This window comes from Streptococcus oralis, assembly GCF_021497885.1.
Classification (GTDB): domain Bacteria; phylum Bacillota; class Bacilli; order Lactobacillales; family Streptococcaceae; genus Streptococcus; species Streptococcus oralis_BQ.
Map to the genome: position 1 here is coordinate 540,666 of NZ_CP046523.1, position 23,933 is coordinate 564,598.

Annotated in this window: 29 protein-coding genes; 19 read left to right on the forward strand and 10 right to left on the reverse strand. The window is 42.2% G+C overall.

Annotation, left to right across the window (positions count from 1 at the left end):
• Window positions 1–135: 135 nt before the first annotated feature.
• The 3 genes from GOM48_RS02680 to GOM48_RS02690 all read left to right on the forward strand — a co-directional run bounded on the left by GOM48_RS02680 (window position 136) and on the right by GOM48_RS02690 (window position 2,430).
• A complete protein-coding gene (locus GOM48_RS02680) occupies window positions 136–798 on the forward strand; it encodes a deoxyribonuclease (protein ID WP_235098194.1) in 663 nt (220 codons plus the stop codon).
• A 61-nt stretch (window positions 799–859) separates the two neighbouring features.
• The gene (locus GOM48_RS02685; RefSeq protein ID WP_084948999.1) at window positions 860–1,651 is read left to right on the forward strand and encodes a DUF2785 domain-containing protein; all 792 of its coding nucleotides are present in this window, start codon (window positions 860–862) and stop codon (window positions 1,649–1,651) included.
• Between the two features lie 110 nt (window positions 1,652–1,761).
• The gene (locus GOM48_RS02690) at window positions 1,762–2,430 is read left to right on the forward strand and encodes an MIP/aquaporin family protein (protein WP_235098197.1); all 669 of its coding nucleotides are present in this window, start codon (window positions 1,762–1,764) and stop codon (window positions 2,428–2,430) included.
• Window positions 2,431–2,487: 57 nt separating this feature from the next.
• On the opposite strand, the gene queF is transcribed toward GOM48_RS02690, so the two are convergent.
• The 7 genes from queF to GOM48_RS02725 form a co-directional block, all read right to left on the reverse strand.
• On the reverse strand, window positions 2,488–2,979 hold the full coding sequence (gene queF / locus GOM48_RS02695) for a preQ(1) synthase (RefSeq protein WP_235098200.1): 492 nt from the start codon (window positions 2,977–2,979) through the stop codon (window positions 2,488–2,490).
• 18 nt (window positions 2,980–2,997) lie between these two features.
• Window positions 2,998–3,714: a 7-carboxy-7-deazaguanine synthase QueE gene (gene queE, locus GOM48_RS02700; RefSeq protein WP_235098201.1), complete on the reverse strand. Its 717-nt coding sequence runs from the start codon at window positions 3,712–3,714 to the stop codon at window positions 2,998–3,000.
• Window positions 3,707–4,150 (reverse strand): 6-carboxytetrahydropterin synthase QueD, encoded by a 444-nt coding sequence (gene queD / locus GOM48_RS02705; RefSeq protein ID WP_235098203.1) that lies wholly within the window; start codon window positions 4,148–4,150, stop codon window positions 3,707–3,709. The genes queE and queD overlap by 8 nt, the downstream gene beginning before the upstream one ends.
• Complete coding sequence (queC, locus tag GOM48_RS02710; protein WP_235098205.1) at window positions 4,150–4,803, reverse strand: 7-cyano-7-deazaguanine synthase QueC; 654 nt, start codon at window positions 4,801–4,803, stop codon at window positions 4,150–4,152. Before queC ends, queD begins: the two co-directional genes overlap by 1 nt.
• Window positions 4,804–5,005: 202 nt before the next feature.
• Window positions 5,006–5,320 (reverse strand): thioredoxin, encoded by a 315-nt coding sequence (trxA, locus tag GOM48_RS02715; protein WP_001029581.1) that lies wholly within the window; start codon window positions 5,318–5,320, stop codon window positions 5,006–5,008.
• 14 nt (window positions 5,321–5,334) lie between these two features.
• The gene (locus GOM48_RS02720) at window positions 5,335–5,556 is read right to left on the reverse strand and encodes a DUF4649 family protein (RefSeq protein ID WP_235098208.1); all 222 of its coding nucleotides are present in this window, start codon (window positions 5,554–5,556) and stop codon (window positions 5,335–5,337) included.
• 96 nt (window positions 5,557–5,652) lie between these two features.
• Entirely contained in the window at window positions 5,653–6,033 is a 381-nt protein-coding gene (locus tag GOM48_RS02725; RefSeq protein WP_235098210.1) for a MarR family winged helix-turn-helix transcriptional regulator, read from the reverse strand.
• A gap of 196 nt (window positions 6,034–6,229) precedes the next feature.
• On the opposite strand from GOM48_RS02725, the gene GOM48_RS02730 reads away from it, so the two are divergent.
• On the forward strand, window positions 6,230–6,604 hold the full coding sequence (locus tag GOM48_RS02730) for a CidA/LrgA family protein (RefSeq protein ID WP_000781325.1): 375 nt from the start codon (window positions 6,230–6,232) through the stop codon (window positions 6,602–6,604).
• On the forward strand, window positions 6,601–7,296 hold the full coding sequence (locus GOM48_RS02735; protein WP_235098211.1) for an LrgB family protein: 696 nt from the start codon (window positions 6,601–6,603) through the stop codon (window positions 7,294–7,296). The genes GOM48_RS02730 and GOM48_RS02735 overlap by 4 nt, the downstream gene beginning before the upstream one ends.
• Window positions 7,297–7,329: 33 nt before the next feature.
• Here the strand turns inward: GOM48_RS02735 and GOM48_RS02740 are convergent, their stop codons facing one another.
• The 3 genes from GOM48_RS02740 to GOM48_RS02750 are packed head-to-tail and all read right to left on the reverse strand — an operon-like array spanning window position 7,330 to window position 9,145.
• Window positions 7,330–8,064 carry a hypothetical protein gene (locus GOM48_RS02740; protein ID WP_084946299.1) on the reverse strand — a complete coding sequence of 245 codons (735 nt, stop codon included), beginning with the start codon at window positions 8,062–8,064 and terminating at the stop codon, window positions 7,330–7,332.
• A gap of 15 nt (window positions 8,065–8,079) precedes the next feature.
• Window positions 8,080–8,775, reverse strand: a complete 696-nt coding sequence (locus tag GOM48_RS02745; RefSeq protein ID WP_084946298.1) for an ABC transporter ATP-binding protein — start codon at window positions 8,773–8,775, stop codon at window positions 8,080–8,082.
• Between the two features lie 4 nt (window positions 8,776–8,779).
• A complete protein-coding gene (locus tag GOM48_RS02750) occupies window positions 8,780–9,145 on the reverse strand; it encodes a GntR family transcriptional regulator (protein WP_000119121.1) in 366 nt (121 codons plus the stop codon).
• 140 nt (window positions 9,146–9,285) lie between these two features.
• On the opposite strand from GOM48_RS02750, the gene nrdR reads away from it, so the two are divergent.
• The 14 genes from nrdR to alr all read left to right on the forward strand — a co-directional run bounded on the left by nrdR (window position 9,286) and on the right by alr (window position 23,920).
• Entirely contained in the window at window positions 9,286–9,759 is a 474-nt protein-coding gene (gene nrdR / locus GOM48_RS02755; RefSeq protein WP_001203677.1) for a transcriptional regulator NrdR, read from the forward strand.
• On the forward strand, window positions 9,760–10,923 hold the full coding sequence (locus tag GOM48_RS02760; RefSeq protein ID WP_235098213.1) for a DnaD domain protein: 1,164 nt from the start codon (window positions 9,760–9,762) through the stop codon (window positions 10,921–10,923).
• Window positions 10,924–11,820: a primosomal protein DnaI gene (dnaI, locus tag GOM48_RS02765; protein WP_235098215.1), complete on the forward strand. Its 897-nt coding sequence runs from the start codon at window positions 10,924–10,926 to the stop codon at window positions 11,818–11,820. It begins immediately after the preceding gene.
• A complete protein-coding gene (locus GOM48_RS02770; protein WP_235098217.1) occupies window positions 11,817–12,530 on the forward strand; it encodes an NADPH-dependent oxidoreductase in 714 nt (237 codons plus the stop codon). The genes dnaI and GOM48_RS02770 overlap by 4 nt, the downstream gene beginning before the upstream one ends.
• A 13-nt stretch (window positions 12,531–12,543) precedes the next feature.
• Window positions 12,544–13,854 carry a ribosome biogenesis GTPase Der gene (gene der / locus GOM48_RS02775; RefSeq protein ID WP_001207692.1) on the forward strand — a complete coding sequence of 437 codons (1,311 nt, stop codon included), beginning with the start codon at window positions 12,544–12,546 and terminating at the stop codon, window positions 13,852–13,854.
• A 117-nt stretch (window positions 13,855–13,971) separates the two neighbouring features.
• Window positions 13,972–15,021: a DUF2971 domain-containing protein gene (locus GOM48_RS02780; protein WP_235098219.1), complete on the forward strand. Its 1,050-nt coding sequence runs from the start codon at window positions 13,972–13,974 to the stop codon at window positions 15,019–15,021.
• Between the two features lie 199 nt (window positions 15,022–15,220).
• Complete coding sequence (locus GOM48_RS02785) at window positions 15,221–16,072, forward strand: TPM domain-containing protein (RefSeq protein WP_235098221.1); 852 nt, start codon at window positions 15,221–15,223, stop codon at window positions 16,070–16,072.
• A 163-nt stretch (window positions 16,073–16,235) separates the two neighbouring features.
• On the forward strand, window positions 16,236–16,832 hold the full coding sequence (locus GOM48_RS02790; RefSeq protein ID WP_235098223.1) for a LemA family protein: 597 nt from the start codon (window positions 16,236–16,238) through the stop codon (window positions 16,830–16,832).
• A gap of 479 nt (window positions 16,833–17,311) precedes the next feature.
• Window positions 17,312–17,602: a hypothetical protein gene (locus tag GOM48_RS02800; protein WP_235098227.1), complete on the forward strand. Its 291-nt coding sequence runs from the start codon at window positions 17,312–17,314 to the stop codon at window positions 17,600–17,602.
• A gap of 160 nt (window positions 17,603–17,762) precedes the next feature.
• Window positions 17,763–20,276 (forward strand): preprotein translocase subunit SecA, encoded by a 2,514-nt coding sequence (gene secA / locus GOM48_RS02805; protein ID WP_235098228.1) that lies wholly within the window; start codon window positions 17,763–17,765, stop codon window positions 20,274–20,276.
• 79 nt (window positions 20,277–20,355) lie between these two features.
• Entirely contained in the window at window positions 20,356–21,387 is a 1,032-nt protein-coding gene (locus GOM48_RS02810; RefSeq protein ID WP_235098229.1) for a 3-deoxy-7-phosphoheptulonate synthase, read from the forward strand.
• A 1-nt stretch (window position 21,388) separates the two neighbouring features.
• Window positions 21,389–22,420, forward strand: a complete 1,032-nt coding sequence (locus GOM48_RS02815) for a 3-deoxy-7-phosphoheptulonate synthase (RefSeq protein WP_235098232.1) — start codon at window positions 21,389–21,391, stop codon at window positions 22,418–22,420.
• A gap of 44 nt (window positions 22,421–22,464) precedes the next feature.
• On the forward strand, window positions 22,465–22,827 hold the full coding sequence (gene acpS / locus GOM48_RS02820; RefSeq protein ID WP_235098726.1) for a holo-ACP synthase: 363 nt from the start codon (window positions 22,465–22,467) through the stop codon (window positions 22,825–22,827).
• Window positions 22,817–23,920 (forward strand): alanine racemase, encoded by a 1,104-nt coding sequence (gene alr, locus GOM48_RS02825; protein WP_235098234.1) that lies wholly within the window; start codon window positions 22,817–22,819, stop codon window positions 23,918–23,920. The genes acpS and alr overlap by 11 nt, the downstream gene beginning before the upstream one ends.
• Window positions 23,921–23,933 lie beyond the last annotated feature (13 nt).

Consider the following 23,933-nt stretch of genomic DNA (forward strand, 5'->3'; position numbering starts at 1 on the left):
AGAATGATATGAATAGAATCAAAAAATGGCTGGAACAAAATCCCCAAAGAATGCTCTTTATCAAAATAGGCCTAGTCTTTTTGGGCATCATTTTATTGATTGCTTTGCCTACTCTCTATCTTGTTTTGAGTGGGTTTGGTATTTGGTATTTGGTATTTTGTAAAGAAAGCGCCAGATATTCGAAAAAGAAATCTAATGATTGGACTTTTCGTTGTCAGTATTGCTGTAGTCTCTCTCCAAACTCCGACAGTCACAAAGAAAATTTCATCTTCTCAATCAGAAACTAAGAAGACTGCGGCATCTACTGCTAAAGCAGATTCAACAACCGATACTTCATCTAGCATAGAGGAGGCAAAACGAATCGAAGAAGAGAAAAAAGCAAAAGAAAAAGCAGAAGAAGAGAGAATTGCTAAAGAAAAAGCTGCAAAGGAGTTGCAAGAAAAAGGTGAAACCTTAGTCAAACAATTGGAAGAAAACCAAGATGCGAATCAAGTGAAGTCTGCTAAAGAAATAGTTAATCAGATTGAAAATAATGATAAAAAGACAGAGTTGCTTGATAGAATAGGTGCAGTTGAGTCGTTAATTTCTCAAAAAGAAGAAGAGAAAAGAATTGCACGGGAAGCTGAAACCAAAGCTCAACACCAAGATAGAATTGTCTATGTTGCAAACCATGGAAAATCAGAAGTTTATTGGTATAGTAAGGATAGAATGCCTCCAAAAACTAATAAAGCTAACGTTGTTGAGATGACAGAAGCAGATGCGATTGCATCAGGAAAACGTCCATCGAAAACAGAATAAGACAGAAAGTTATCTTGGGCTGGTTTTTTGAACAGTTGCTAGAAATATATAGGTACTTGAGATGCGTAAAAAATTACAAAGAAAAGTGATAGAAGAAAAACCAAGCTATAGCCAAGAAGAAATCCAGTGGTTGCTTGAGCACTTGGGAGATCCCTCTCCAGAAATTCGAGACGAACTTGTTTTTACGAGTTTAGCTAGAGGTATTCAAGAAGAGTTGTTTACCCTTGAGCAGTTTCATTTTATCGCAGAAGAAGTCTCCTCTGATGAAGGTCTATACAAAGAGATTGATGGTAGAGGAGTTTCAGCTCTTAAACGTTCTTTTAGGGCACTTATTTATGCCAATCTACTGTCCTGTGATGGTGCTAAGGAATCACTTTATTACCAGCAGTTGCCTTCTCCTATCAGGGCTACCATGCTAAATCAAGGCTTACACTATCTTACAAAGGAAAAAGAGACGACGGGCTACTCTCATCAGTTTGGGTGGATCCACGCATTTGCGCATGGGGGTGATCTCTTGACGGAAGTTATATGTCATCCTAGCTTTCCAAAGTCAAATATAGCCGAAGCATTTGAAATCATTGGGAAAATCTTTAAACGTGTTGAGATTCGTTTTACAAATGATGAAGATTGGCGGTTAGCCAGAGCATTTTATGAACCAATCTTACGAGGGAAAATCGAACCGTCTCTCCTCACTGCTTGGTTGCAAACAGTCGAATTTCCCCTGAAAGAAGCAAATGATTTCCATAAATTTTCCAATTTCAGATCTTGTTTGCTGGAAATTTACCTTCAACTAGACTGTCATAAACTTTTACAAGATGAGTTGAAAGAAGCTATTCAATCTTTTCAATACTAGAGATTAGCTGGTCATTTTATGATTTTCAAAAAACTTTCCAGTCAATTTTCTTGAAACCCTTTCCTTCTTTTGATAGACTGGTACATAGTTTTGAAAAAAGGAGACTTATCATGAAAAAATTTGTTGCTGAATTAATCGGTACATTTATGCTTGTGTTCATTGGAACAGGAGCTGTTGTTTTTGGAAATGGTGTTGAAGGTCTTGGACACCTTGGAATTGCTTTTGCCTTTGGTTTGGCAATTGTAGTTGCAGCTTACTCAATCGGAACTGTTTCAGGGGCTCACTTGAATCCAGCTGTTTCTATCGCTATGTTTGTAAACAAACGCTTGTCATCAAAGGATCTTGTTAACTACATCCTTGGACAAGTGGTTGGAGCTTTCCTTGCGTCAGCTGCGGTATTCTTCCTCTTGTCTAACTCAGGCATGTCAACTGCTAGTCTTGGTGAGAATGCCTTGGCAAACGGTGTCACTGTCTTTGGTGGTTTCTTGTTTGAAGTCATCGCAACTTTCTTGTTTGTCTTGGTTATCATGACCGTGACTTCAGCAAGCAAGGGAAATGGCGCGATTGCTGGTTTGGTCATTGGTTTGTCATTGACAGCCTTGATCCTTGTAGGCTTGAACATCACTGGACTTTCAGTAAACCCAGCTCGTAGCTTGGCACCAGCCGTCTTGGTAGGTGGCGCAGCCCTTCAACAAGTATGGATTTTCATCCTTGCGCCAATCGTTGGTGGCGTTCTTGCAGCTCTTGTTGCTAAAAACTTCCTTGGAACAGAAGAATAATTGAAACTCAAAAAGCCTTGCTCCTCAGTTTGAGGAACAGGGCTTTTTCGTATCTGTTTAGCGGTTGTCAATTTTCTCTGGGTAGAGGTCATGTTGGAAGAGGCGTTGTTCTGCCAAACCTTCATACTTGGTTCCAGGCCTACCGTAGTTGTAATAGGGGTCGATTGAAATACCACCGCGCGGAGTGAATTTTCCCCAGACTTCTAAATAGCGAGGGTCTAGCAAGTTGACCAAGTCTTTCCCGATGGTGTTGATACAGTTTTCGTGGAAATCCCCATGATTTCGGTAGCTAAAGAGGTAGAGTTTGAGGGATTTCGACTCGACGCAGAGCTTGTCAGGAATGTAGGAAATATAAATCGTCGCAAAGTCTGGCTGAGCAGTGATTGGGCAAAGCGAGGTAAATTCAGGACAGTTGAATTTGATGAAGTAGTCATTTTCCACATGACGATTGTCAAAGGATTCGAGGACTTCTGGTTGATACTTGAAAATGTAGTTGGTTTCTTTATTGCCTAGTAGGCTTAGGTTTTTCATTTCTTCCTGTTGTGACATGATTTTTTCTTTCTAATTTTAAACACCACGTTGGTTGTCGTAGAGGAGGGTATGAAGTTGAGGAAGGACGCGGACATTGCCCCAGCTATCGTCAGCAGCGACGCGTTCCCAGAGTTCTTTGAGGCGGTCTAGTTGGTCTTGGACAATATTGCCTGTAGCCTTGGGCTCGGGATTTCCTGCTGATAAGAAGAGAACATCTGGTTGGTAGCGTTCTTGAATCCCTTTAGCAAAGGCCAAATCGGCATCATCAAAGACAGGGATTTTAAAGGTGACCTTGTCTGGGTCCAGTTGGGAAACGATAAAGTCCAAGGTCTCAAAGTTGACTTCCATCTTGGAGGAAGGAGGTTTGGGGCTCAGGGTGACCTGGTCGATGTCTTTTAACCAATTTTGCCAGCGAGAACCTTGAGTCTCAACAGCCAGAGTGACACCGCGTTCCTTGAGCTTGGTGACGAGTTGAGCCATGTTGGCTGCTAGGATAGCAGGATTTCCCCCAGACAGGGTGACGTAGTCGTAGCTTCCTAGCTTATCTAAGGCAGCAATGACTTCATCAGCGGTCATGCGAGTTGGTTTTTCAGAACCATCCCAAGTAAAGGCAGAGTCGCACCAGTCGCAGTGATAGTCACAACCAGCAGTGCGGACAAACATGGTTTTCTGCCCGATAGCACGACCTTCACCTTGAAAGGTAGGGCCAAAAATTTCCAGAATAGGTAGTTTGAGGACACGTTCCTTAGTCATCTAACCACTCCCGTCTAAACTCTGCAAAGGCAGTCGGAGTTTCATAGAGGCGAACGTATTCCAAACGGAGACCGCGCTCATCTGGTAACTCTTGGCTCATGGTTTGAAAAATCCAGTAAACCATATTTTCAGCAGTCGTGTTCATATAAGGCAGGGTTTCATTGAGATAGCGATGATCCAAGTGGGGCTCTAAGTAGTCCTTGTAGATAGCTTTGATGTCTCCAAAATCGTAGGTCATGCCACGTTCATCTAAAAATCCACTAACAGCAATCTGCAGATGATAAGTGTGGCCGTGCAGGGATTTGCATTTTCCCTCATAGTGAAAGAGGTGGTGGGCAGCATCGAAAGTAAACTCTTTTGATACCAAGGTTCTGTGAGGATTGTAGACAAGAGACTCCCCAGTTTCCTGTTTGATTTCTTTAGGTGCATAAAACATCAGGCCTCTCCTTTCTGTGAGAGATAAACATCTAGTCCATGCTGGCGTAGGTGGCAGGATGGGCAATCTCCACAGCCACTTCCGATAATCCCATTGTAGCAGGTCAAGGTCTTCTCACGAACATAGTCAAAGGCACCGAGTTGGTCGGCTAATTCCCAAGTTTCAGCCTTGTCTAGCCACATGAGAGGCGTTTGGATAACAAAGTCGTAATCCATGGCAAGATTGAGAGTAACATTGAGAGATTTGACAAAAACATCTCGGCAGTCAGGGTAGCCTGAGAAATCTGTCTCGCAGACACCTGTCACGATATCTTGAATGCCTCGTTGCTTGGCAAGAACTGCTGCAAAGGATAGAAAGAGGTGGTTGCGACCGTCAACAAGGGTATTGGGAACCTCTCCCTCTTTTTGATCGATTTCCAGATCAGAAGTCAAGGCATTTTCAGTGATTTGTCCTAGCAGAGACATATCGAGTATGTGATGATGAATGCCTTGTTCCTTAGCGATTTCTTCAGCAACTTGAATTTCGAGATGATGGCGTTGGCCGTAGGCAAAGGTGACGGCTTCGACTGTTTCATAGTGTTCTTTAGCCCAAAAGAGGCAGGTTGTGGAATCTTGACCGCCACTAAAGACGACCAAGGCTGATTGACGTTTCATAGTACTCCTTCCAAAGTGGGAAATGTTCAGAGCACGCAAAAAGCTCCCTTGAGGGGAGCTAAAAAATACCAAGTAGAGGTTTTTTTTAGCGATGGCATGTCCCAAACATCGTAATATTCTACCTACAGTCTAGCATATTTTTTGAAAAATGGCAAAGGGCAAGAAAAAAGAGACCAAATAAAGCACTTGGTCTCTAGTGTGATTAACTCAATTCAGCAACGATGGCCTTGATTTGTTCTGCTGTGTGCACACCAGCAACTTGTTTCACCACTTGGCCGTCTTTTTTGAAGAGAAGAGTTGGGATAGACATGATTCCAAATGCACGAGCTGTGTTTGGATTTTCATCTACGTCCATTTTAACGATTTTCAAGACATCTTCTGAAAGTTCTTCGGACAATTTGTCCAAGATAGGACCTTGCATACGACATGGACCACACCAAGTTGCCCAGAAGTCTACCAAGACCAAACCGTCTTTTGTTTCTTGTTCAAATGTTGCATCTGTAATTGCTTTTGCCATTGTATTTCTCCTTTTTAATTATATTGGCTTAAATCTTGTTTCATGAGATAGAAGAAGACATCTCCGTAAGTCCCATGGTAGTCCAAGTCATGACCATTGTAAGTTAATTTTTGGACAGGGTAGTAGTCTGCGATACCGATAAGGCAAGCTTGTTGTGAACGTTCAAAGTCTTGGTAAGACTCGAAAGTCATGGTTCTCTCTTGCTTGCTGGCGTCTAGGTAGGTAATTTCGATCATATAAAACTCCTTTGTTCGATCTTGACTTTATTTTACTCCTTGAAAAGAGGAATGTCAAGAAAAATGATTGCGCACGCAACTTTTTAAAAAATCTGATTAAGAAATGAAATCAAGACTAATTTCCAGTCTTTCTTCGACGGCTTTTTGCAGGTAAGCTAGGGTTGTTTGTCCCTCGTCAGTCAGACAGATAAAACTAGCCCGTCTATCCTGATCGCAACATCTGCGACTAAGCAAACCGCAGTTTTTCTCTTCTAGTCGAGCCACCATTCGAGAAACAGCACTTGGGCTGAGATGGAGTTTATCTGGCAGGTCAATCTGCCGTAAGGACTTTTCACCAGCTAGATTCAGATAGTAGAGCAGATAAAACTCTTTCAAGTTCAGCCTTTGTTCACTCTGCTGGGCGATGGTTTCTTCTAACATGGCTTCCATTTCCTTTTGACGGCGGTTGTAGTCAAACCACTTTTCCAAATAGGTCATTGCTTTCTCCTTTCCTTTAAAAGTTAAAATCACAAAGTCATAACTAACTGTCTTTGCAACACAAGATGATTGCGCATGCAATGATTATACTACTTTTAATCAATCCTTGCAAGAAAGAAAAAATTCGATATTTCCTTGAAATTTTCTGAAAAAAGAGTAAACTGGTATGCAAGAATTCTATTTCAAGGAGTTTAGGATGAAGTTATATGTTCAATTAATGATTCTCTTTGTGATTTCATTGATCGGTGAGGGAATCTCTAGTTTCTTTCATCTGCCCATCCCAGGCAGTATTATCGGTTTGATTATTCTATTTCTAGCTTTACAGTTCAAGTGGCTAAGGACCAGGCATGTCAATATGGTGGGGAATTTTCTGCTGGCTAATATGACCATTCTCTTTTTGCCACCAGCAGTGGGAATCATGGAAAAGTTTGATGTGATTGCCCCCTATCTCTTGCCCATCGTCTTGATTGTCTTTTTTGCGGCCGTCATCAACATTATCCTTATTGCCCTAGTGGTTCAGTTTATCAAGAGACGATTTGAGGGAGATTATGAGAAAGGAGATGCCAAATGAGCGAATTTGTTTCCAATCCCCTGTTTGGGCTTGCCCTGTCTATCCTTGCTTATCTAGTAGGAATGCTGATTTACAGACGTTTTCCCCATCCATTGACAACGCCTTTGCTTTTGTCGGCAATTTTCATTATCATCCTTCTTAAGGTGACGGGTATTTCTTACCAAGATTATTACCAAGGTGGGGTTTATCTGAACAACTTGATTGTCCCTTCAACCGTGGCTCTAGGGATTCCGCTTTATAAGAGTTTTCACTTGATGAAGCACCATGCTCGGAGTATTCTCTTTGGTAGTCTGTTAGCAGTAGTTGTCAATACTAGCTTCACTGCCATAGTAGCGAAAATCTTTGGTATGGACTTTTTCCTAGCCATTTCTCTCTTTCCCAAGTCAGTAACAACCGCCATGGCAGTGGGAATCACAGAAAAATTGCAAGGTTTGACGACTGTAACCTTGGTTGTCGTAGTGGCGACTGGGATCTTGACTAGTGTTATCGGACCAACACTTTTGAAGTGGTTGAAAATTGACGATCCAGTTGCAGTGGGACTTTCTCTTGGAGGAACAGGGCATGCTGTCGGAACGGGAACGGCCTTTCGATACGGCTCTGTAGCAGGCGCCATGGGTGGCTTGGCGATCGGTGTCACTGGTATTCTCTACGTCTTTGTTAGTCCCATTGTAGCCAGTTTGATATTGAGTTAAAGCAAAACCCAGCTCTTGTAAGCTGGGCGTTTTTTATTGCAAGTTAACCTTATTTTTCAAAATATAGTAGGTACCGAGGTAGTAGATAATTGCTAGAATGAAATCTTTGAGGATATCAACGCTAATTAGGAGGTTAAAATCATAATCCATTCGGAAGAAGATAGAAATATAGCCAATCACGATGTTAATCACGATATAGGCTAAAATTCCCATAGCGGTACGATACTCGTTAAATAGTTGACCAATTGAGATGCAAAGGTAAATAGATAAAATCCAAGTAATTGAACCCACCAGAAGAGAGAGGGCATAGAGCCAACCGTAGCCGAGATAAGGAGAGATAAATCGATAGAGGAGTGGCAAATCTTTCACTACAGGGGTGAGTGAGAAGATAATAATGATACTCAAGATAAATACAATATAGCTTATGATTGACCAAATGAGAGCACCCAGTAATTTGGCGGTGATGATCTGGTGTTCAGAGACGGGCAGAGTCAATGTCAGATAGCCCTGACGATCGTAAACACTTCCCTTGAAGCGTCGAACGATTAGAAAGATCGTCGCGATCCAGAGAGTAACGCTGAGCCCACCAAAAACTAAGATCAGAAAGCCTAACAGATAGTAGGGATCATTACCATAGCTAGTGTAGGTCTGACTAATACCAGAAATGGATGCACCAATCAAAACCGAAATTGCAAGCACAGCACCGTAGAGAGCTAGATACCATTTGTTAACATTTTTAAATTCATAACGAACTAAATTCCAAAACATAATAATCTCCTTTGTCTAAGCCTTGAACTCTTGGCGGAAGAGCTGGTCAATCGACTCACCTGACTCGTAACGAATATCATCTACATTTCCTTGCCGAACAACTTTTCCGTTATTTAGGAAGATGATTTCGTCCAAGATCGGCTCAATATCTGAAATCAAGTGGGTAGAAATCAAGACAGTTGAAGTTGGTGAGTAGTTGTTGATGATGGTATTGAGGATATAATCACGGGCAGCCGGATCCACACCACCAATCGGTTCGTCGAGAACGTAGAGACGAGCTTCACGGCTCATAACGAGGATGAGCTGAACCTTTTCCTTGTTCCCTTTTGACAATTTCTTGAGGCGACTGTTTTCATCAATGCCAAGATCTGCTAAAAGGTGCTGAGCCCGCTCAAGATTGAAATCTTGGTAGAAAGTTTTAAAGTAGGTCAGTGCTTCTTTGATTTTCATCTGTTCATTCAGATAAGTCGTGTCTGGTAGATAAGAGACAATGGCTTTGGTAGCAGGACTTGGGTCCATGTTGTTAATGAGGACACGGCCTTGATCTGGTTGGAGAAGTCCGTTGATCAGCTTGATCAGGGTTGTTTTTCCAGATCCGTTTGGACCGAGAAGCCCGACGATTTTTCCAGCGGGAATCTCAAGGGAAACATTGTTAAGGGCTGCCGTAGCCCCATAGGATTTGGATACATTTTCAAATGCTAGTAATGTCATAATTTTACACTCCTTTGATGTATTCGCTAAGCACACTTGGCAGTTCTTCTTTTTGATAGCCGAATTGAAGCATGCCCGTTACAAAGTTTTTCAGTTGCTCCTCAGAAAGCTGTTTGCGGGACTGAACGATGAGATCTAAGTCCTCAGTGACAAAACGACCAGTAGTCCGCTTGCTATAAACGAAGCCCTCGCGCTCAAGATCAGACAAGGCACGCTGAATTGTGTTGGGATTGACCCCAGCCTCGCTCGCTAGTTCCCTTACGGTTGGGAGCTGTTGGTTGGGTTCCAGTTCATGGGAAACAATCTGTAATTTGATTTTTTCCATAATCTGCAAATAAATGGGTTTTGTATTATCAAATGACCAGGACATCATAGTCTCCTTTCTTTTTCTTTATTGTTCTAATTAAATAATACAATAAAACAAAAAACTTGTCAAGTAAAAATAAGAATTGTTTTGGGAATTGCTCAAAAAATGGTATAATGAAAAGAAAACGACAAGGAGGGAAATGCATGCGTTGTCCAAAATGTGGGGCTACCAAGTCTAGTGTTGTTGATAGTCGACAAGCCGAAGAAGGAAATACCATCCGCCGAAGACGTGAGTGCGACGAGTGTCAGCATCGTTTTACAACCTATGAACGAGTAGAAGAGCGAACGCTGGTTGTCGTCAAAAAAGACGGTACGCGAGAGCAGTTTTCAAGAGATAAAATCTTTAATGGGATTATCCGCTCAGCCCAGAAACGCCCTGTTTCAAGTGATGAAATCAACATGGTGGTCAATCGTATCGAGCAAAAACTCCGTAGTCGCAGTGAGAATGAGATTCAAAGTGAATACATTGGAGCCTTAGTCATGGAGGAATTGGCAGAACTGGATGAGATTACCTATGTTCGTTTTGCCAGTGTTTATCGTAGCTTTAAGGATGTGAGTGAGTTGGAGAGTCTGCTCCAGCAGATCACTCAGTCCTCTAAGAAGAAAAAGGAAAAGTAAATGAAGCCAAATGACCGTTTTTCTTTTCTAAAGAATAATCGGGTGTCGCAAGATACCTCTTCTCTGGTGCAGTGCTACCTCCCGATTATCGGTCAGGAGGCACTGAGCCTCTATCTATATGCTATTACTTTTTGGGATGGTGGGCAAAAGGAGCACCTCTTTGCTAATATTCTTAATCATTTGAACTTCGGGATGAATACGCTCCTCCAGTCTTTTAAAATCTTATCTGCTGTGGACTTGCTGACTCTTTACCAGAAGGGGGAAGTCTATGAATTGCAGCTTCATTCTCCCCTTTCCAGTCAGGAATTCCTAAGTCATTCTGTCTATAGTAGACTTTTGGAGAAAAAGATAGGTGATACAGCTGTTTCTGCCATGAAGCAGGCTCCAAGTGAGGGAGAAGTACTCTCGGTTTCTTTGAGTCAAGTCTTTCCAACCCTGACCGAAGAAGTGACACCAATCGAGTCAAAAATCAAGATGAAAAATGATTTTGATTTAGAGCATTTTCAGCGGCTGATGGCTCGAGATGGTTTGCGTTTTGAAAACGAGCAGGCAGATGTTTTGGAATTGTTTGCCATCGCAGATGAAAAAAAATGGACCTGGTTTGAAACCTATCAATTAGCCAAGGCGACAGCTGTGGCTCAGGTTATTTCAGTCAAACGCATGCGTGAAAAGATAGCACAAAAGCAGGTATCTTCGGACTTTAGCCCCAAAGAAATGACCATTATCAGGGAAGCCAAAAATAAAACTCCCCTACAATTTTTAGCGGAAATCAAGCAAACGCGTAAGGGGAACATCACCCAAAGTGAAAGAGAACTTCTTCACCAGATGGCGTCTTTAGGCTTGTTGGACGAAGTCATCAATATCGTCTTACTTCTAACTTTTAACAAGGTTGATTCGGCAAATGTCAATGAAAAATATGCCATGAAGGTCGCAAATGACTATGCTTATCAAAAAATTCGGACAGCAGAAGAGGCTGTGCTTCGGATTCGAGAACGTCAGCAAAAAGGCCAAGAAGACCAAAAATCAAAAACTAGCTCAACTAAGACCAATGTTCCCAAGTGGAGCAATCCAGAATATAAAAATCAAACCAGTGAGGAAACTCGTCTGGAACTAGAACGCAAAAAACAAGAAATGTTAGCCCGATTAGAAGAAGGAGGAGACTAGATGGAAAGTGTGGGTGACGTTATCAAACGTCAGACAAGTCGTTTTCAGTATCAGGACCTAGTCCAGCAGATTATGAAAGACCCAGATGTAGCTGCTTTTATCCAGAAAGAATCCCTCAGTCAAGAGGAGTTAAATCGTAGCATCTCCAAGTTTAACCAATATATTACAGAACGGGATAAGTTTCTTCGTGGGGATGCGGACTATATAGCACGTGGTTACAGGCCTATCTTGGTCATGAATCACGGTTATGCGGATGTGTCTTATGAAGAAACACCAGAACTAATCGCGGCTGAAAAAGAGGCAGCTATAAAGAATCGTCTCAAGTTGATCAATCTACCAGCAAGTCTCAAGAAAGCGAAGTTGGCTCAGATTGATCTGGATGATCTAGGACGGTTGCCAATTTTTGAGAGACTCTATTCCTTTGTTGACCTTTACCCAAGCATCCGAAAAGGCCTCTATCTTTACGGAGATTTTGGTGTTGGTAAGAGTTTCATGATGGCCGCATTAGCTCATGACCTATCTGAAAAACGTGGAGCATCAACGACGATTCTCCATTATCCAAGTTTTGTCATTGATGTGAAAAATGCTATCGGTGAAGGAACTGTGAAGACCTTGGTGGATGAGATCAAATTAGCAGAGGTCTTGGTCTTGGATGATATTGGTGCAGAGCAGTCGACTCCTTGGGTACGTGATGAGATTCTCCAAGTTATTCTCCAGTACCGCATGCAGGAAGATTTGCCGACCTTCTTTACTTCCAACTTTAATTTCCAAGATTTGGAAAAACATTTTGCCAAAGGAAAGAATGGAAATGACGAGACTTGGGAAGCTAGACGGGTCATGGAACGAATCCGTTATTTAGCAGAGGAAACGAGACTAGAAGGAGAAAATCGCCGATGACAGAAACCATTAAACTGATGAAAGCTCATACTTCAGTTCGTCGTTTTAAGGAGCAAGAAATTCCTCAAGCAGACTTGGACGAGATTTTGACTGCTGGACAAATGGCGTCATCTTGGAAAAATTTCCAATCCTACTCTGTGATCCTTGTGCGCAGTCAGGAGAAGAAAGATGCTCTTTATGAATTGGTTCCCCAGGAAGCCATTCGCCAGTCAGCAGCCTTTTTGATCTTTGTCGGTGACTTGAACCGAGCTGAAAAGGGAGCAAGCCTTCATACGGACACTTTCCAACCTCAAGGAGTGGAAGGTCTCCTTATCACGTCTGTGGACGCTGCGCTTGCAGGGCAAAATACCTTGCTTGCAGCGGAGAGTCTGGGATATGGTGGTGTTATCATCGGTTTGGTCCGTTACAAGTCAGAAGAAGTGGCAGCGCTTTTTAACTTGCCTGACTATACCTACCCTGTTTTTGGGATTGCCCTTGGTGTGCCAAACCAACAACATGAGGTCAAACCAAGACTGCCTTTGAAACAAGTGGTTTTTGAGGAAGAATACCAAGAACAGCCAGTTGAAGCGATTTTGGACTATGACCAAGTACAGGCGGACTATGCTGGTGCGCGTGCGACGACCTCTTGGAGTCAGCGTTTGGCAGAGCAGTTTGGCCAAGCCGAACCTAGTTCAACTCGGAAGAATATAGAACAGAAAAAATTATTGTAGAAAGTGAGAAAACATGGCCTTACCAACTATTGCCATTGTGGGACGTCCCAATGTTGGGAAATCAACCCTATTTAATCGGATCGCTGGTGAGCGGATCTCAATCGTAGAAGATGTCGAGGGTGTGACACGTGACCGTATCTATGCAACGGGTGAGTGGCTCAATCGTTCCTTTAGTATGATTGATACAGGAGGAATTGACGATGTCGATGCTCCCTTCATGGAACAAATCAAGCACCAAGCAGAAATTGCCATGGAAGAAGCAGATGTTATCGTTTTTGTGGTGTCTGGGAAAGAAGGAATCACGGATGCGGACGAGTACGTAGCTCGCAAACTCTATAAAACCCATAAACCTGTTATCCTTGCCGTTAACAAGGTTGACAATCCTGAGATGCGAAATGACATCTATGATTTCTATGCGCTAGGATTGGGGGAACCACTACCAATTTCGTCTGTCCACGGTATTGGTACCGGTGATGTGCTGGATGCCATTGTGGAAAATCTACCACACGAAGTTGAAGAAGAAAATCCAGACGTGATTAAATTTAGCTTGATTGGTCGTCCAAACGTTGGAAAATCAAGTTTGATCAATGCTATCTTGGGAGAAGATCGTGTGATTGCTAGTCCAGTAGCTGGAACAACGCGTGATGCTATTGATACCCATTTTACAGATGCGGATGGCCAAGAGTTTACCATGATTGATACAGCTGGTATGCGTAAGTCTGGTAAAGTCTATGAAAATACGGAGAAATACTCTGTCATGCGTGCCATGCGTGCCATTGACCGTTCTGACGTGGTCTTGATGGTCCTCAATGCGGAAGAAGGCATCCGTGAGTATGACAAGCGTATCGCAGGTTTCGCCCACGAAGCAGGTAAAGGAATGATTATCGTGGTCAACAAGTGGGATACCCTTGAAAAAGATAATCACACCATGAAAAAATGGGAAGAGGATATCCGTGAGCAGTTCCAATATCTGCCTTATGCACCGATTGTCTTTGTATCCGCTCTTACCAAGCAACGTCTTCACAAACTGCCTGAGATGATCAAGCAAATCAGTGAAAGCCAAAATACCCGTATCCCATCAGCTGTCTTGAACGATGTTATCATGGATGCCATTGCTATCAACCCAACACCGACAGACAAAGGAAAACGCCTCAAGATTTTCTACGCTACCCAAGTGGCAACCAAGCCACCAACCTTTGTCATTTTTGTCAACGAAGAAGAACTCATGCATTTCTCTTACTTGCGTTTCTTGGAAAATCAAATCCGCAAGGCCTTTGTCTTTGAGGGAACACCGATTCACTTGATTGCGAGAAAACGGAAATAAAATGATAAAAAGGATTAAGTCCTAGTAATCAGTGATGAAAGAGTAATTGTATATGATTGCTCTTTTTTACTAAACAATATTGAGTATTTAAACAATTTTTAAATTTTTATAGAGGTGGTGACTTTATTGAAAATCATTCTAAAAGAGGACATTGAACTATATCGTTATTTGATTGCAAAGGTAACATTCTTACAGACGCATAAAGAATACCAATTGGTGGAGTCCTATCTCGATAGTAATTGTTTTTTAATTGCCAACCGGGCAACAGAAGAGAAAGTGTTTGTGGCGCTCTTTAAACAACCGACTAGGAAAACGGTAGAGGTAGAGTGTAAGAAGGTTATGTTTATTCAAACCAGGAATACTAGGATTCCTGAAGGCTTTGAAATAGAGAAGGCGGAGAAAGATTTTAATGACCGGCTGGCAGAGAATATCAGACTGGGATTTTTAGAGCCAGATAGGTTAGTCAAGCAGTTTCAAGGGATGTTTAAAGAAGATCTTGAGACGTATTTTAAAAAGGCAGAAGCAACGATTCAAGCTGAGCGACAATTTTTTGTGAAGTACTATGCCAAGGAAACGATTGAGAAGAATCCTTATCAGGTAGTGGAAGGGAATGTGTCGTTTAGTCATCCGAAGCATTTCAACGACCCGTTTGACTGTAATTGCTACTATGCGAACGGCCATTCAATGATGGATTTCTTTCGAGTCTTCTGCCTTACACACGCTACAGATAATATTTTAATGTGGTCTTATTACGCCAATAGTCACACAGGCTACGCGCTCAAGTATTCGTATGCGAGTCTGTTAGATAAAATTCATTCCTTAAAGGTAGATGGACTTTGTGTATACGGAGCGGTGGAGTATATTGATAAACGACCTAATACGAGAAGCAATAGCAATCAATTTTCTTATTCGAATCTAAACTTCTATATTAAAGCGACCTTTGCAAAATTTAAAGAGTGGCAACACGAGAGAGAATACCGCTTCGTGTGCATTTTGGATGAAAACAAAGAAGGCGCGCACGAAGTTCTTGGAGACTGGGTGGTCATTCCGCAAGTGGATATCGTGCAAGGATACGCTGGATGTAACAATGAAATAATTAAAGTAAGTGGGTATTACCCAATCAAAAAATTAGAAAAAGATATTTTAAATTACCAGTTAAAATCTTAATAGAAAAGTAAGTTCAATAAGAAAAAGAAAACACAAGGTCTTCTTTTTCTTATTGGGGTCGAGTTTTGGAAGACTTGTCACCAAATTAACATCAATTTCAGGGTTGCCGTCACAGTTTTGTAATGAAAATGTACTTTCTTTGTAAAAATCAAAATGCTATAATTCCTTAAATCAATTTTCCTTTATCAGGGAGGTTATTATGAAAAGAAGCAGATTATTTAAACATAGTTTGTTGGTTCGCTTGCTTGGATTGCTGATGGTCTTTCTCTTCTTGTCAGCATTCACAGCACCTGAAAAATCTGAGTACGGGATCTATGACCCGAATCATTATTTAACGGATGAGACTATTCGTCTGATTCGGGGATTGAACAAGGTAAATAGTCAAAAAGCAGAAAAATTCCAAATGGGCGTTTACGTTGTGAAAAGCCTAGATGGAGAAACAATTGAAACAGTCGCCAACGAAACAGCTAGAGCTTGGAAGATTGGCTACTCGGGAGACAATAACGGAGCCTTGATTGTTCTTGCAGTCCAGGATAGAAAATCACGGATTGAAACAAGCAATAATGTGGCCAGTAAGATCACAGACTATCAGACCAATAGATTTTTAAAAACAGCACGACCTTACTTTCAAAAGGGAGACTACAGCAATGGAGTTCTCTCTATAGTAAACAATCTCAACTATATGTTCTATAGTGGATCTAGTACACCTTCTTCAAGTTCTAAAAGTAGTTACGACTATGCGACCAATTCTAGTCGCTTAAGAGAAATTGAAAAGTATGCTGGTGAGAGGAGTTCTTCGAGACGGAATCGAAAAAGTAGCTTCGATGACGGAGTCCTCGGATTTGGAGTTCTCATTTACTTCATCGTGATGATTATTAGATTTATATTTGGGGGCCGTGGTGGCGGTTCACGTGGCGATGATTTTGGCGGTGGCTGGTGGGGCGGTGACTCATCAGATTCAGGATCCTCTTTGTCTGATTCAGGCTCCGACTCATCTGGTGGCTGGGACGGCGGTGGCTTCGATGGTGGCGGTTCGTCTGATGACTGGTGAGTGATTGTTTATAGAATACAAACTGATTTTTCCATACAGTAAGGTGACCCCCTTTGCAACAGTTCACTCCTTAATTAAAAATAAAAACAAAATTTGGGAAATTGATTTAAAATCTGAGTATTTTCTCAGAAAAGTTGATAAAAGAAAGTGTTAAGGTTTTAATATGAAACAAAATAAAGTAATTCTCTCAATAGTGGCGATCTTCTTTGGACTACTAGTTCTGGGAAGTTGTTCCGCAGTGACGACCTATAATGGTCTGGTTGGTGAACAGACTAAGGTGGAGCAGGCTCAGGCCGATGTATCGACAGCCCTCCAACGTCGTTCGGACTTGATTGGTAACTTGGTGGAGTCTGTTAAAGGACAAATGAATCATGAAACCGAAGTCTTTACCAAGATTGCTGATGCTAGAGCTAAAATCGGTAGTAGCTCAGTAACTTCGGAAGAAAACCAAAAGGCTCAGGGAGAATTGAGCTCTGCTCTTTCCCGCTTGATTTCCTTGACGGAGAATTATCCAGAACTCAAGAGCAATCAAAATGTTGAGCAACTAATGGTGGAACTTGAGGGAAGTGAAAATCGTATCTTTGTAGCACGCAAGGATTATAATAAAGTCGCAGCCGAGTACAATCAAAAGTTGAGAAGTTTTCCAACCGTGCTTTTTGCGAATATGATGAACTTTAAAGAAGCTGAAACCTTCAAAGAAACAGAAGAAGCCAAGATAGTTCCTAAGGTCGATTTTGGAACATCTTCATCAAGTCAATAAAGTGAGTCAGACTATGAATAGAGGGATTTCTCTAGTATGACTAGTGATTTCAAACTCAAGCCTGGAAAGTCTTTTTCAGGTTTTTTTGGTATAATAAAATAAAAATAAATCTTGGAGAAAGCTATGCTAGAAAGGCTTCTGCAACTAGTGGTTTTATCACCCTACTTTTACTTTTTTCATTGGATTGAGAAGGCGGACAAAGATAGTAAATATTTCGCGTTTTTCTATTACTCTTACTGGATTTATCTTCCCTTGTGGGCTTTGTTCAGTATAGCTTTTACAATTTTTTCATTCTTAATTTTCAATATTGTCTTGAAAAATCCTGCTGATTTAATAATTTGGGGGATATGGTTTCTTTTAGTTTTTTTGTCTCTTGTGAATGACTGGAAAATATATGCCTGTCTAAAGAGAATGTTCAAGCTGAAACAGGAGAAAAAACGAGGACATCCATCAATAGCTAAAGTTTAGAGGAGGTTCCGATGTTCAAAATAAAGCAGTTCATTGATCGACACTACAAAACCTACATTCTTACGATTTGTTTGCTATGGCTGCTGGTCTTTTGTCTTCCATGGGATTGGCAAATAGGAGGAGTTTCGGTTTATTTCTTCATTATGAAAAAACTCTTCGTGGTCTTTGGTGTTTTATCCATTCTATACTCCATACTGATTAAAAAGATCAGTCTCTTCCTCTTTGGAGTGATCTTTTGTATGGCCTTCTGGATCAATCTCTTTCTGATTTTTGGAATTTTGCCAGCTCTGCTTGGCAATTAAATATTTGTATGAAATGTAGTCCATAAAAAGCTAAGAGGCTGACCTAGAAGTCAGCCTCTTTTCCCTGTTGAAACGCGGATTCTTTCTTGAAAATTAAGAGCAAATGTGCTAGAATTAAAAGAACATTCTAAAATATTCAGAATCTAAAGTAAGGAAAATAATGGCTAATATTTTAAAAACGATTATCGAAAATGATAAAGGAGAACTTCGTCGTCTGGAAAAGATGGCAGACAAGGTTCTCAAATATGAAGATCAGATGGCAGCCTTGACGGATGACCAGCTAAAAGCAAAAACAGATGAATTTAAGGAACGTTACAATAAGGGTGAATCACTGGATTCATTGCTCTATGAGGCTTTTGCGGTAGTACGTGAAGCTGCCAAGCGTGTTCTTGGACTTTTCCCATATAAAGTTCAGGTCATGGGTGGGATTGTCCTCCACCATGGAGATGTGCCAGAAATGCGTACTGGTGAAGGGAAAACCTTGACTGCGACCATGCCTGTATACCTCAATGCCCTTGCAGGTGAAGGGGTTCACGTAGTAACGGTCAACGAGTATCTAACGGAACGTGATGCGACTGAGATGGGTGAATTGTACTCATGGCTTGGTTTGTCAGTAGGAATTAATTTGGCTGCTAAGTCACCAATGGAGAAGAAAGAAGCCTATCTCTGTGATATTACCTACTCAACCAACTCAGAAATTGGTTTCGACTACCTTCGTGACAACATGGTTGTTCGGGCAGAGAACATGGTACAGCGTCCGCTCAACTATGCTTTGGTCGATGAGGTTGACTCTATTTTGATCGACGAAGCTCGTACTCCTTTGATCGTTTCAGGAGCCAATGCTGTAGAAACTAGTCAGCTGTATCATATGGCGGATCACTTTGTCAAATCTTTGGACAAAGATGACTATATCATTGACATCCAGTCTAAGACTATTGGTTTGTCTGATTCAGGGATTGACAAGGCTGAAAGCTACTTCAAACTAGAAAATCTCTACGATATTGAAAATGTGGCTCTTACTCACTTTATCGACAATGCCCTCCGTGCCAACTATATCATGATTCTCGATATCGACTATGTGGTTAGTGAAGAACAGGAAATCTTGATTGTCGACCAATTTACAGGTCGTACTATGGAAGGTCGTCGTTACTCTGATGGTTTACACCAAGCGATTGAAGCAAAAGAAGGTGTGCCAATCCAAGACGAGACTAAGACTTCAGCTTCTATTACCTACCAAAACCTCTTCCGTATGTATAAGAAATTGGCAGGTATGACAGGTACTGGTAAAACAGAAGAAGAAGAATTCCGCGAAATCTACAACATTCGTGTTATCCCAATCCCAACTAACCGTCCAATCCAACGTATCGACCACTCAGACCTTCTCTATGCTAGTCTTGATGCAAAATTCAAGGCCGTGGTTGAAGATGTGAAGGCACGTTATCAAAAGGGTCAGCCAGTCTTGGTAGGTACTGTTGCCGTTGAAACGAGTGACTTCCTTTCTAAGAAATTGGTCGAAGCAGGTGTTCCTCACGAAGTCTTGAATGCGAAAAACCACTACAGAGAAGCTCAAATCATCATGAATGCTGGTCAGCGTGGTGCGATTACCATCGCAACCAATATGGCCGGTCGTGGTACCGACATTAAGCTTGGTGAAGGCGTTCGTGAGCTTGGTGGACTTTGCGTCATTGGTACAGAACGTCACGAAAGTCGCCGTATTGATAATCAGCTTCGTGGACGTTCAGGACGTCAAGGAGACCCAGGTGAGTCGCAGTTCTACTTGTCTCTTGAAGATGATTTGATGAAACGTTTCGGTTCAGAACGTTTGAAAGGTGTTTTTGAACGTCTCAATATGTCTGACGAAGCCATCGAATCTCGCATGTTAACGCGTCAAGTTGAAGCAGCTCAAAAACGTGTCGAAGGAAACAACTACGACACTCGTAAACAAGTCCTTCAATACGATGATGTTATGCGTGAACAACGTGAAATCATCTATGCACAACGTTATGATGTCATTACTGCCGACCGTGATTTGGCACCTGAGATTCATGCTATGATCCGTCGTACCATTGGACGTATCGTGGATGCACATGCTCGTTCGAAAGAAGATGAAAAATTGGAAGCAATCTTGAACTTTGCTAAGTACAACTTACTTCCAGAAGATTCAATCAGCCGTTCAGATCTTGCCGATCTGTCAGATCAGGCCATCAAAGATGAGCTGTATCAACGTGCATTGAAGGTTTACGATAGCCAAGTTGCTAAACTTCGTGATGAAGATGCAGTGAAAGAATTCCAGAAGGTCTTGATCCTACGTGTTGTAGACAACAAGTGGACAGACCATATCGATGCTCTTGACCAGTTGCGAAATGCTGTCGGTCTTCGTGGCTATGCTCAAAACAACCCGGTTGTAGAATATCAAGCAGAAGGTTTCCGCATGTTTAACGACATGATCGGATCGATTGAGTTCGATGTAACCCGATTGATGATGAAAGCACAAATCCACGAACAAGAACGTCCGCAAACGGAACACAATATCAGTACAACTGCGACTCGTAATATTGCAGCACAGCAGACTCATCTTCCGGAAGGTGTGGACTTGAGCCAAATCGGACGAAATGACCAATGTCCATGTGGATCTGGTAAGAAATTCAAGAACTGTCATGGTAAGAGACAATAATATGAGATAAGATACAGGCGGATACCTGGTAAAAATCATTTTTTGCTTGGTGTCCGTTTGCTTTATAAGGAGATGAATCATGGTATTTACAGCTAAAAGTCCTAAAATTAACATTGAAGAAGTTCGTGCCTTGTCTAAATTAGAAGGAGCGGCTCTTGCGAGAAAAAACCGACGTGATCAGGAATTGGAAGCCATCATTCGTGGGGAAGACCAGCGTATTCTCTTGGTGATTGGACCATGTTCATCTGATAATGAAGAGGCGGTTCTCGAGTATGCCAAGCGTCTATCTGCTTTGCAAGAAGAGGTCAAAGACCGTATTTTTATGGTCATGCGTGTCTATACAGCTAAACCTCGTACCAATGGGGATGGCTATAAGGGCTTGATTCATCAACCAAATGCGACAGAAGCTCCTAGCTTGATCAATGGGATCAAGGCTGTTCGTCAGCTCCACTACCGTGTGATTACCGAGACTGGTATGACAACAGCTGATGAGATGCTTTATCCTGAAAATCTTCCGCTGGTGGATGATTTGATTTCTTATATGGCTGTTGGAGCTCGTTCTGTAGAGGATCAACAGCACCGTTTTGTAGCGAGCGGAGCAGACTTTTCAACAGGATTTAAAAATCCAACATCTGGAAATCTCAATGTCATGTTTAACGGGATTTACGCAGCGCAAAATAAACAGAGTTTCCTCTTCCTCGGCAAAGAGGTGGAAACGACTGGGAATCCATTGTCCCACGCCATTCTTCGTGGTGCCTTGAATGAATATGGGAAAAATATTCCCAACTACTACTATGACAATTTGATGGATACCATTGCCCAGTATGAAAAGATGGGCTTGGAAAATCCCTTTATCATCATCGATACCAATCATGACAATTCTGGCAAACAGTACATGGAGCAAATCCGTATCGTTCGCCAGACCTTGATCAACCGTGACTGGAATGAGAAAATCAAGAAATATGTTCGTGGTTTTATGATTGAGTCCTATCTAGAAGATGGACGTCAAAATGAGCCAGAAGTTTTTGGTAAGTCCATTACAGATCCATGTCTAGGATGGGATAACACAGAAGCACTTGTTCGCGAAATCTACCAAACACTAGGAGAATAAGATGGCATTTATCGAAAAAGGTCAAGAAATAGATATTGAAGCAATCAAGGCTGCGACTCAGTTGTCAGGTGAAGCCTTGCGAAAAAAAGAAGCCCGTGATCGAGAGTTGGCAGCCATTATCTCAGGTGAGGACGACCGAATTCTTTTGGTGATGGGGCCGTGCTCTTCAGACAATGAAGAAGCTGTGTTGGAATATGCTCATCGCTTAGCAGACTTGCAGAAAAAAGTTGCGGATAAAATCTTTATAGTGATGCGTGTCTATACGGCTAAACCTCGTACTAATGGAGATGGCTATAAGGGCATGATTCATCAACCAAATACCAGCGAAGCGCCTAGTCTCATCAATGGTTTACAGGCTGTTCGTCAGCTTCACTACCGTGTGATTACTGAAACGGGCTTGACGACGGCTGATGAGATGCTCTATCCGTCAAATCTCGTTTTGGTCGATGATCTAGTCAGCTACCACGCTGTAGGAGCTCGTTCAGTGGAAGACCAGGAACACCGCTTTGTAGCCTCTGGGATTGATGCTCCGGTTGGGATGAAAAATCCGACATCTGGGAATCTTGGAGTTATGTTTAATGCTATCTATGCGGCTCAAAACAAGCAAACCTTCCTTTATCATGGCCAAGAAGTAGAAACTTCAGGAAATCCCTTGGCCCACGTTATCCTTCGTGGTGCCATGAATGAATATGGAAAAAATGAACCCAACTTCTACTATGAAACCCTCTTAAATGCCATCAATCGCTATGAGACTATGGGACTTGAAAATCCCTTCATTATCATCGATACCAATCATGACAATTCAGGCAAGCAGTATATGGAACAAATCCGCATTGTTCGCCAAGCCTTGCTGAATCGTGATTGGAATGAAAAGATTAAAAAGACGGTTCGAGGCTTTATGATTGAATCTTACCTAGCAGATGGCCGCCAAAATCAACCAGAGATCTTTGGTTGCTCCATAACTGACCCTTGTCTAGGTTGGGAAAATACAGTAGCTTTGGTAGAAGAAATTTATACTACCTTAACAAAATAAGTGAAAAGGATGGAGTTGGGGGAATCTCAACTCCTTTTGTGAGTATGATAGTTGGACACGGAATTGACATCGAAGAATTGGCTTCGATAGAAAACGCAGTTACACGACGTGAGGGCTTTGCCAAGCGCGTGCTGACCCCTAAAGAAATGGAGCGTTTTGCCAGTCTCAAAGGGCGCAGACAAATCGAATACTTGGCTGGTCGCTGGTCGGCTAAGGAGGCCTTTTCCAAGGCTATGGGAACTGGTATTGGAAAACTGACCTTTCAGGATTTGGAAATTTTGAACAATGAACGCGGGGCTCCCTATTTTAGTCAGGCGCCATTTTTAGGAAAGATTTGGCTATCGATCAGCCACACAGATCAGTTTGTGACAGCAAGTGTCATTTTGGAGGAAAATCATGAAAGCTAGTCCACATAGACCAACCAAGGCTCTGATATATCTGGGAGCCATTCGACAAAACATTCAGCAAATGGGGGCTCATATCCCTGAAGGAACGCTCAAGTGGGCAGTGGTCAAGGCCAATGCCTACGGGCATGGGGCAGTAGCTGTTGCCACAGCTATCCAAGATGATGTCGATGGATTTTGCGTTTCCAATATCGATGAAGCTATCGAGTTGCGTCAAGCAGGTATAAACAAGAAAATTCTCATCTTAGGAGTTTCTGAGCTAGAAGCTGTTGCTCTTGCTAAAGAATACGATATCACCTTGACAGTGTCAGGATTGGAGTGGATTCAAGCGCTGTTAGACAAGGAAGCAGATTTAACTGGCTTGACTGTCCAACTCAAGATTGACTCAGGAATGGGACGGATTGGTTTTAGAGATGCCAGTGAAGCTGATCTGGCTCAAGACTTGCTCAAGCAACATGGCGCTCGCGTTGAAGGAATTTTTACCCACTTTGCGACTGCAGATGAGGAATCAGATACCTACTTTAATCAGCAGTTAGAACGATTTAAAGCTATTTTGGCAAGTATGAAGGAAGTCCCAGAGCTGGTTCATGCCAGCAACTCGGCAACGACCCTCTGGCACGCAGAGACTATTTTCAATGCAGTCCGTATGGGAGATGCCATGTATGGTCTCAATCCTAGCGGAGATGTCTTAGACTTACCTTATGCCTTGACACCAGCCTTGAGTTTGGAGTCTGCTCTAGTTCATGTCAAGACAGTTCCAGCTGGAGCTCGTATGGGCTATGGAGCCACCTATCAGGCGGATAACGAGCAAGTCATTGCGACGGTGCCAATCGGCTATGCGGATGGTTGGACACGAGACATGCAGAATTTCTCCGTCTTGGTAGATGGCCAAGCTTGCCCAATCGTCGGACGAGTATCTATGGACCAAATTACCATTCGTCTGCCTAAGGTTTACCCGCTAGGAACAAAAGTAACCCTGATCGGCACAAACGGTGACAAGGAAATCACAGCAACTCAGGTAGCGACCTACCGTGGAACCATTAACTATGAGGTGGTTTGCCTCCTCAGCGACCGCATTCCGAGAGAATATTATTAAAAAGAAAGGAGTG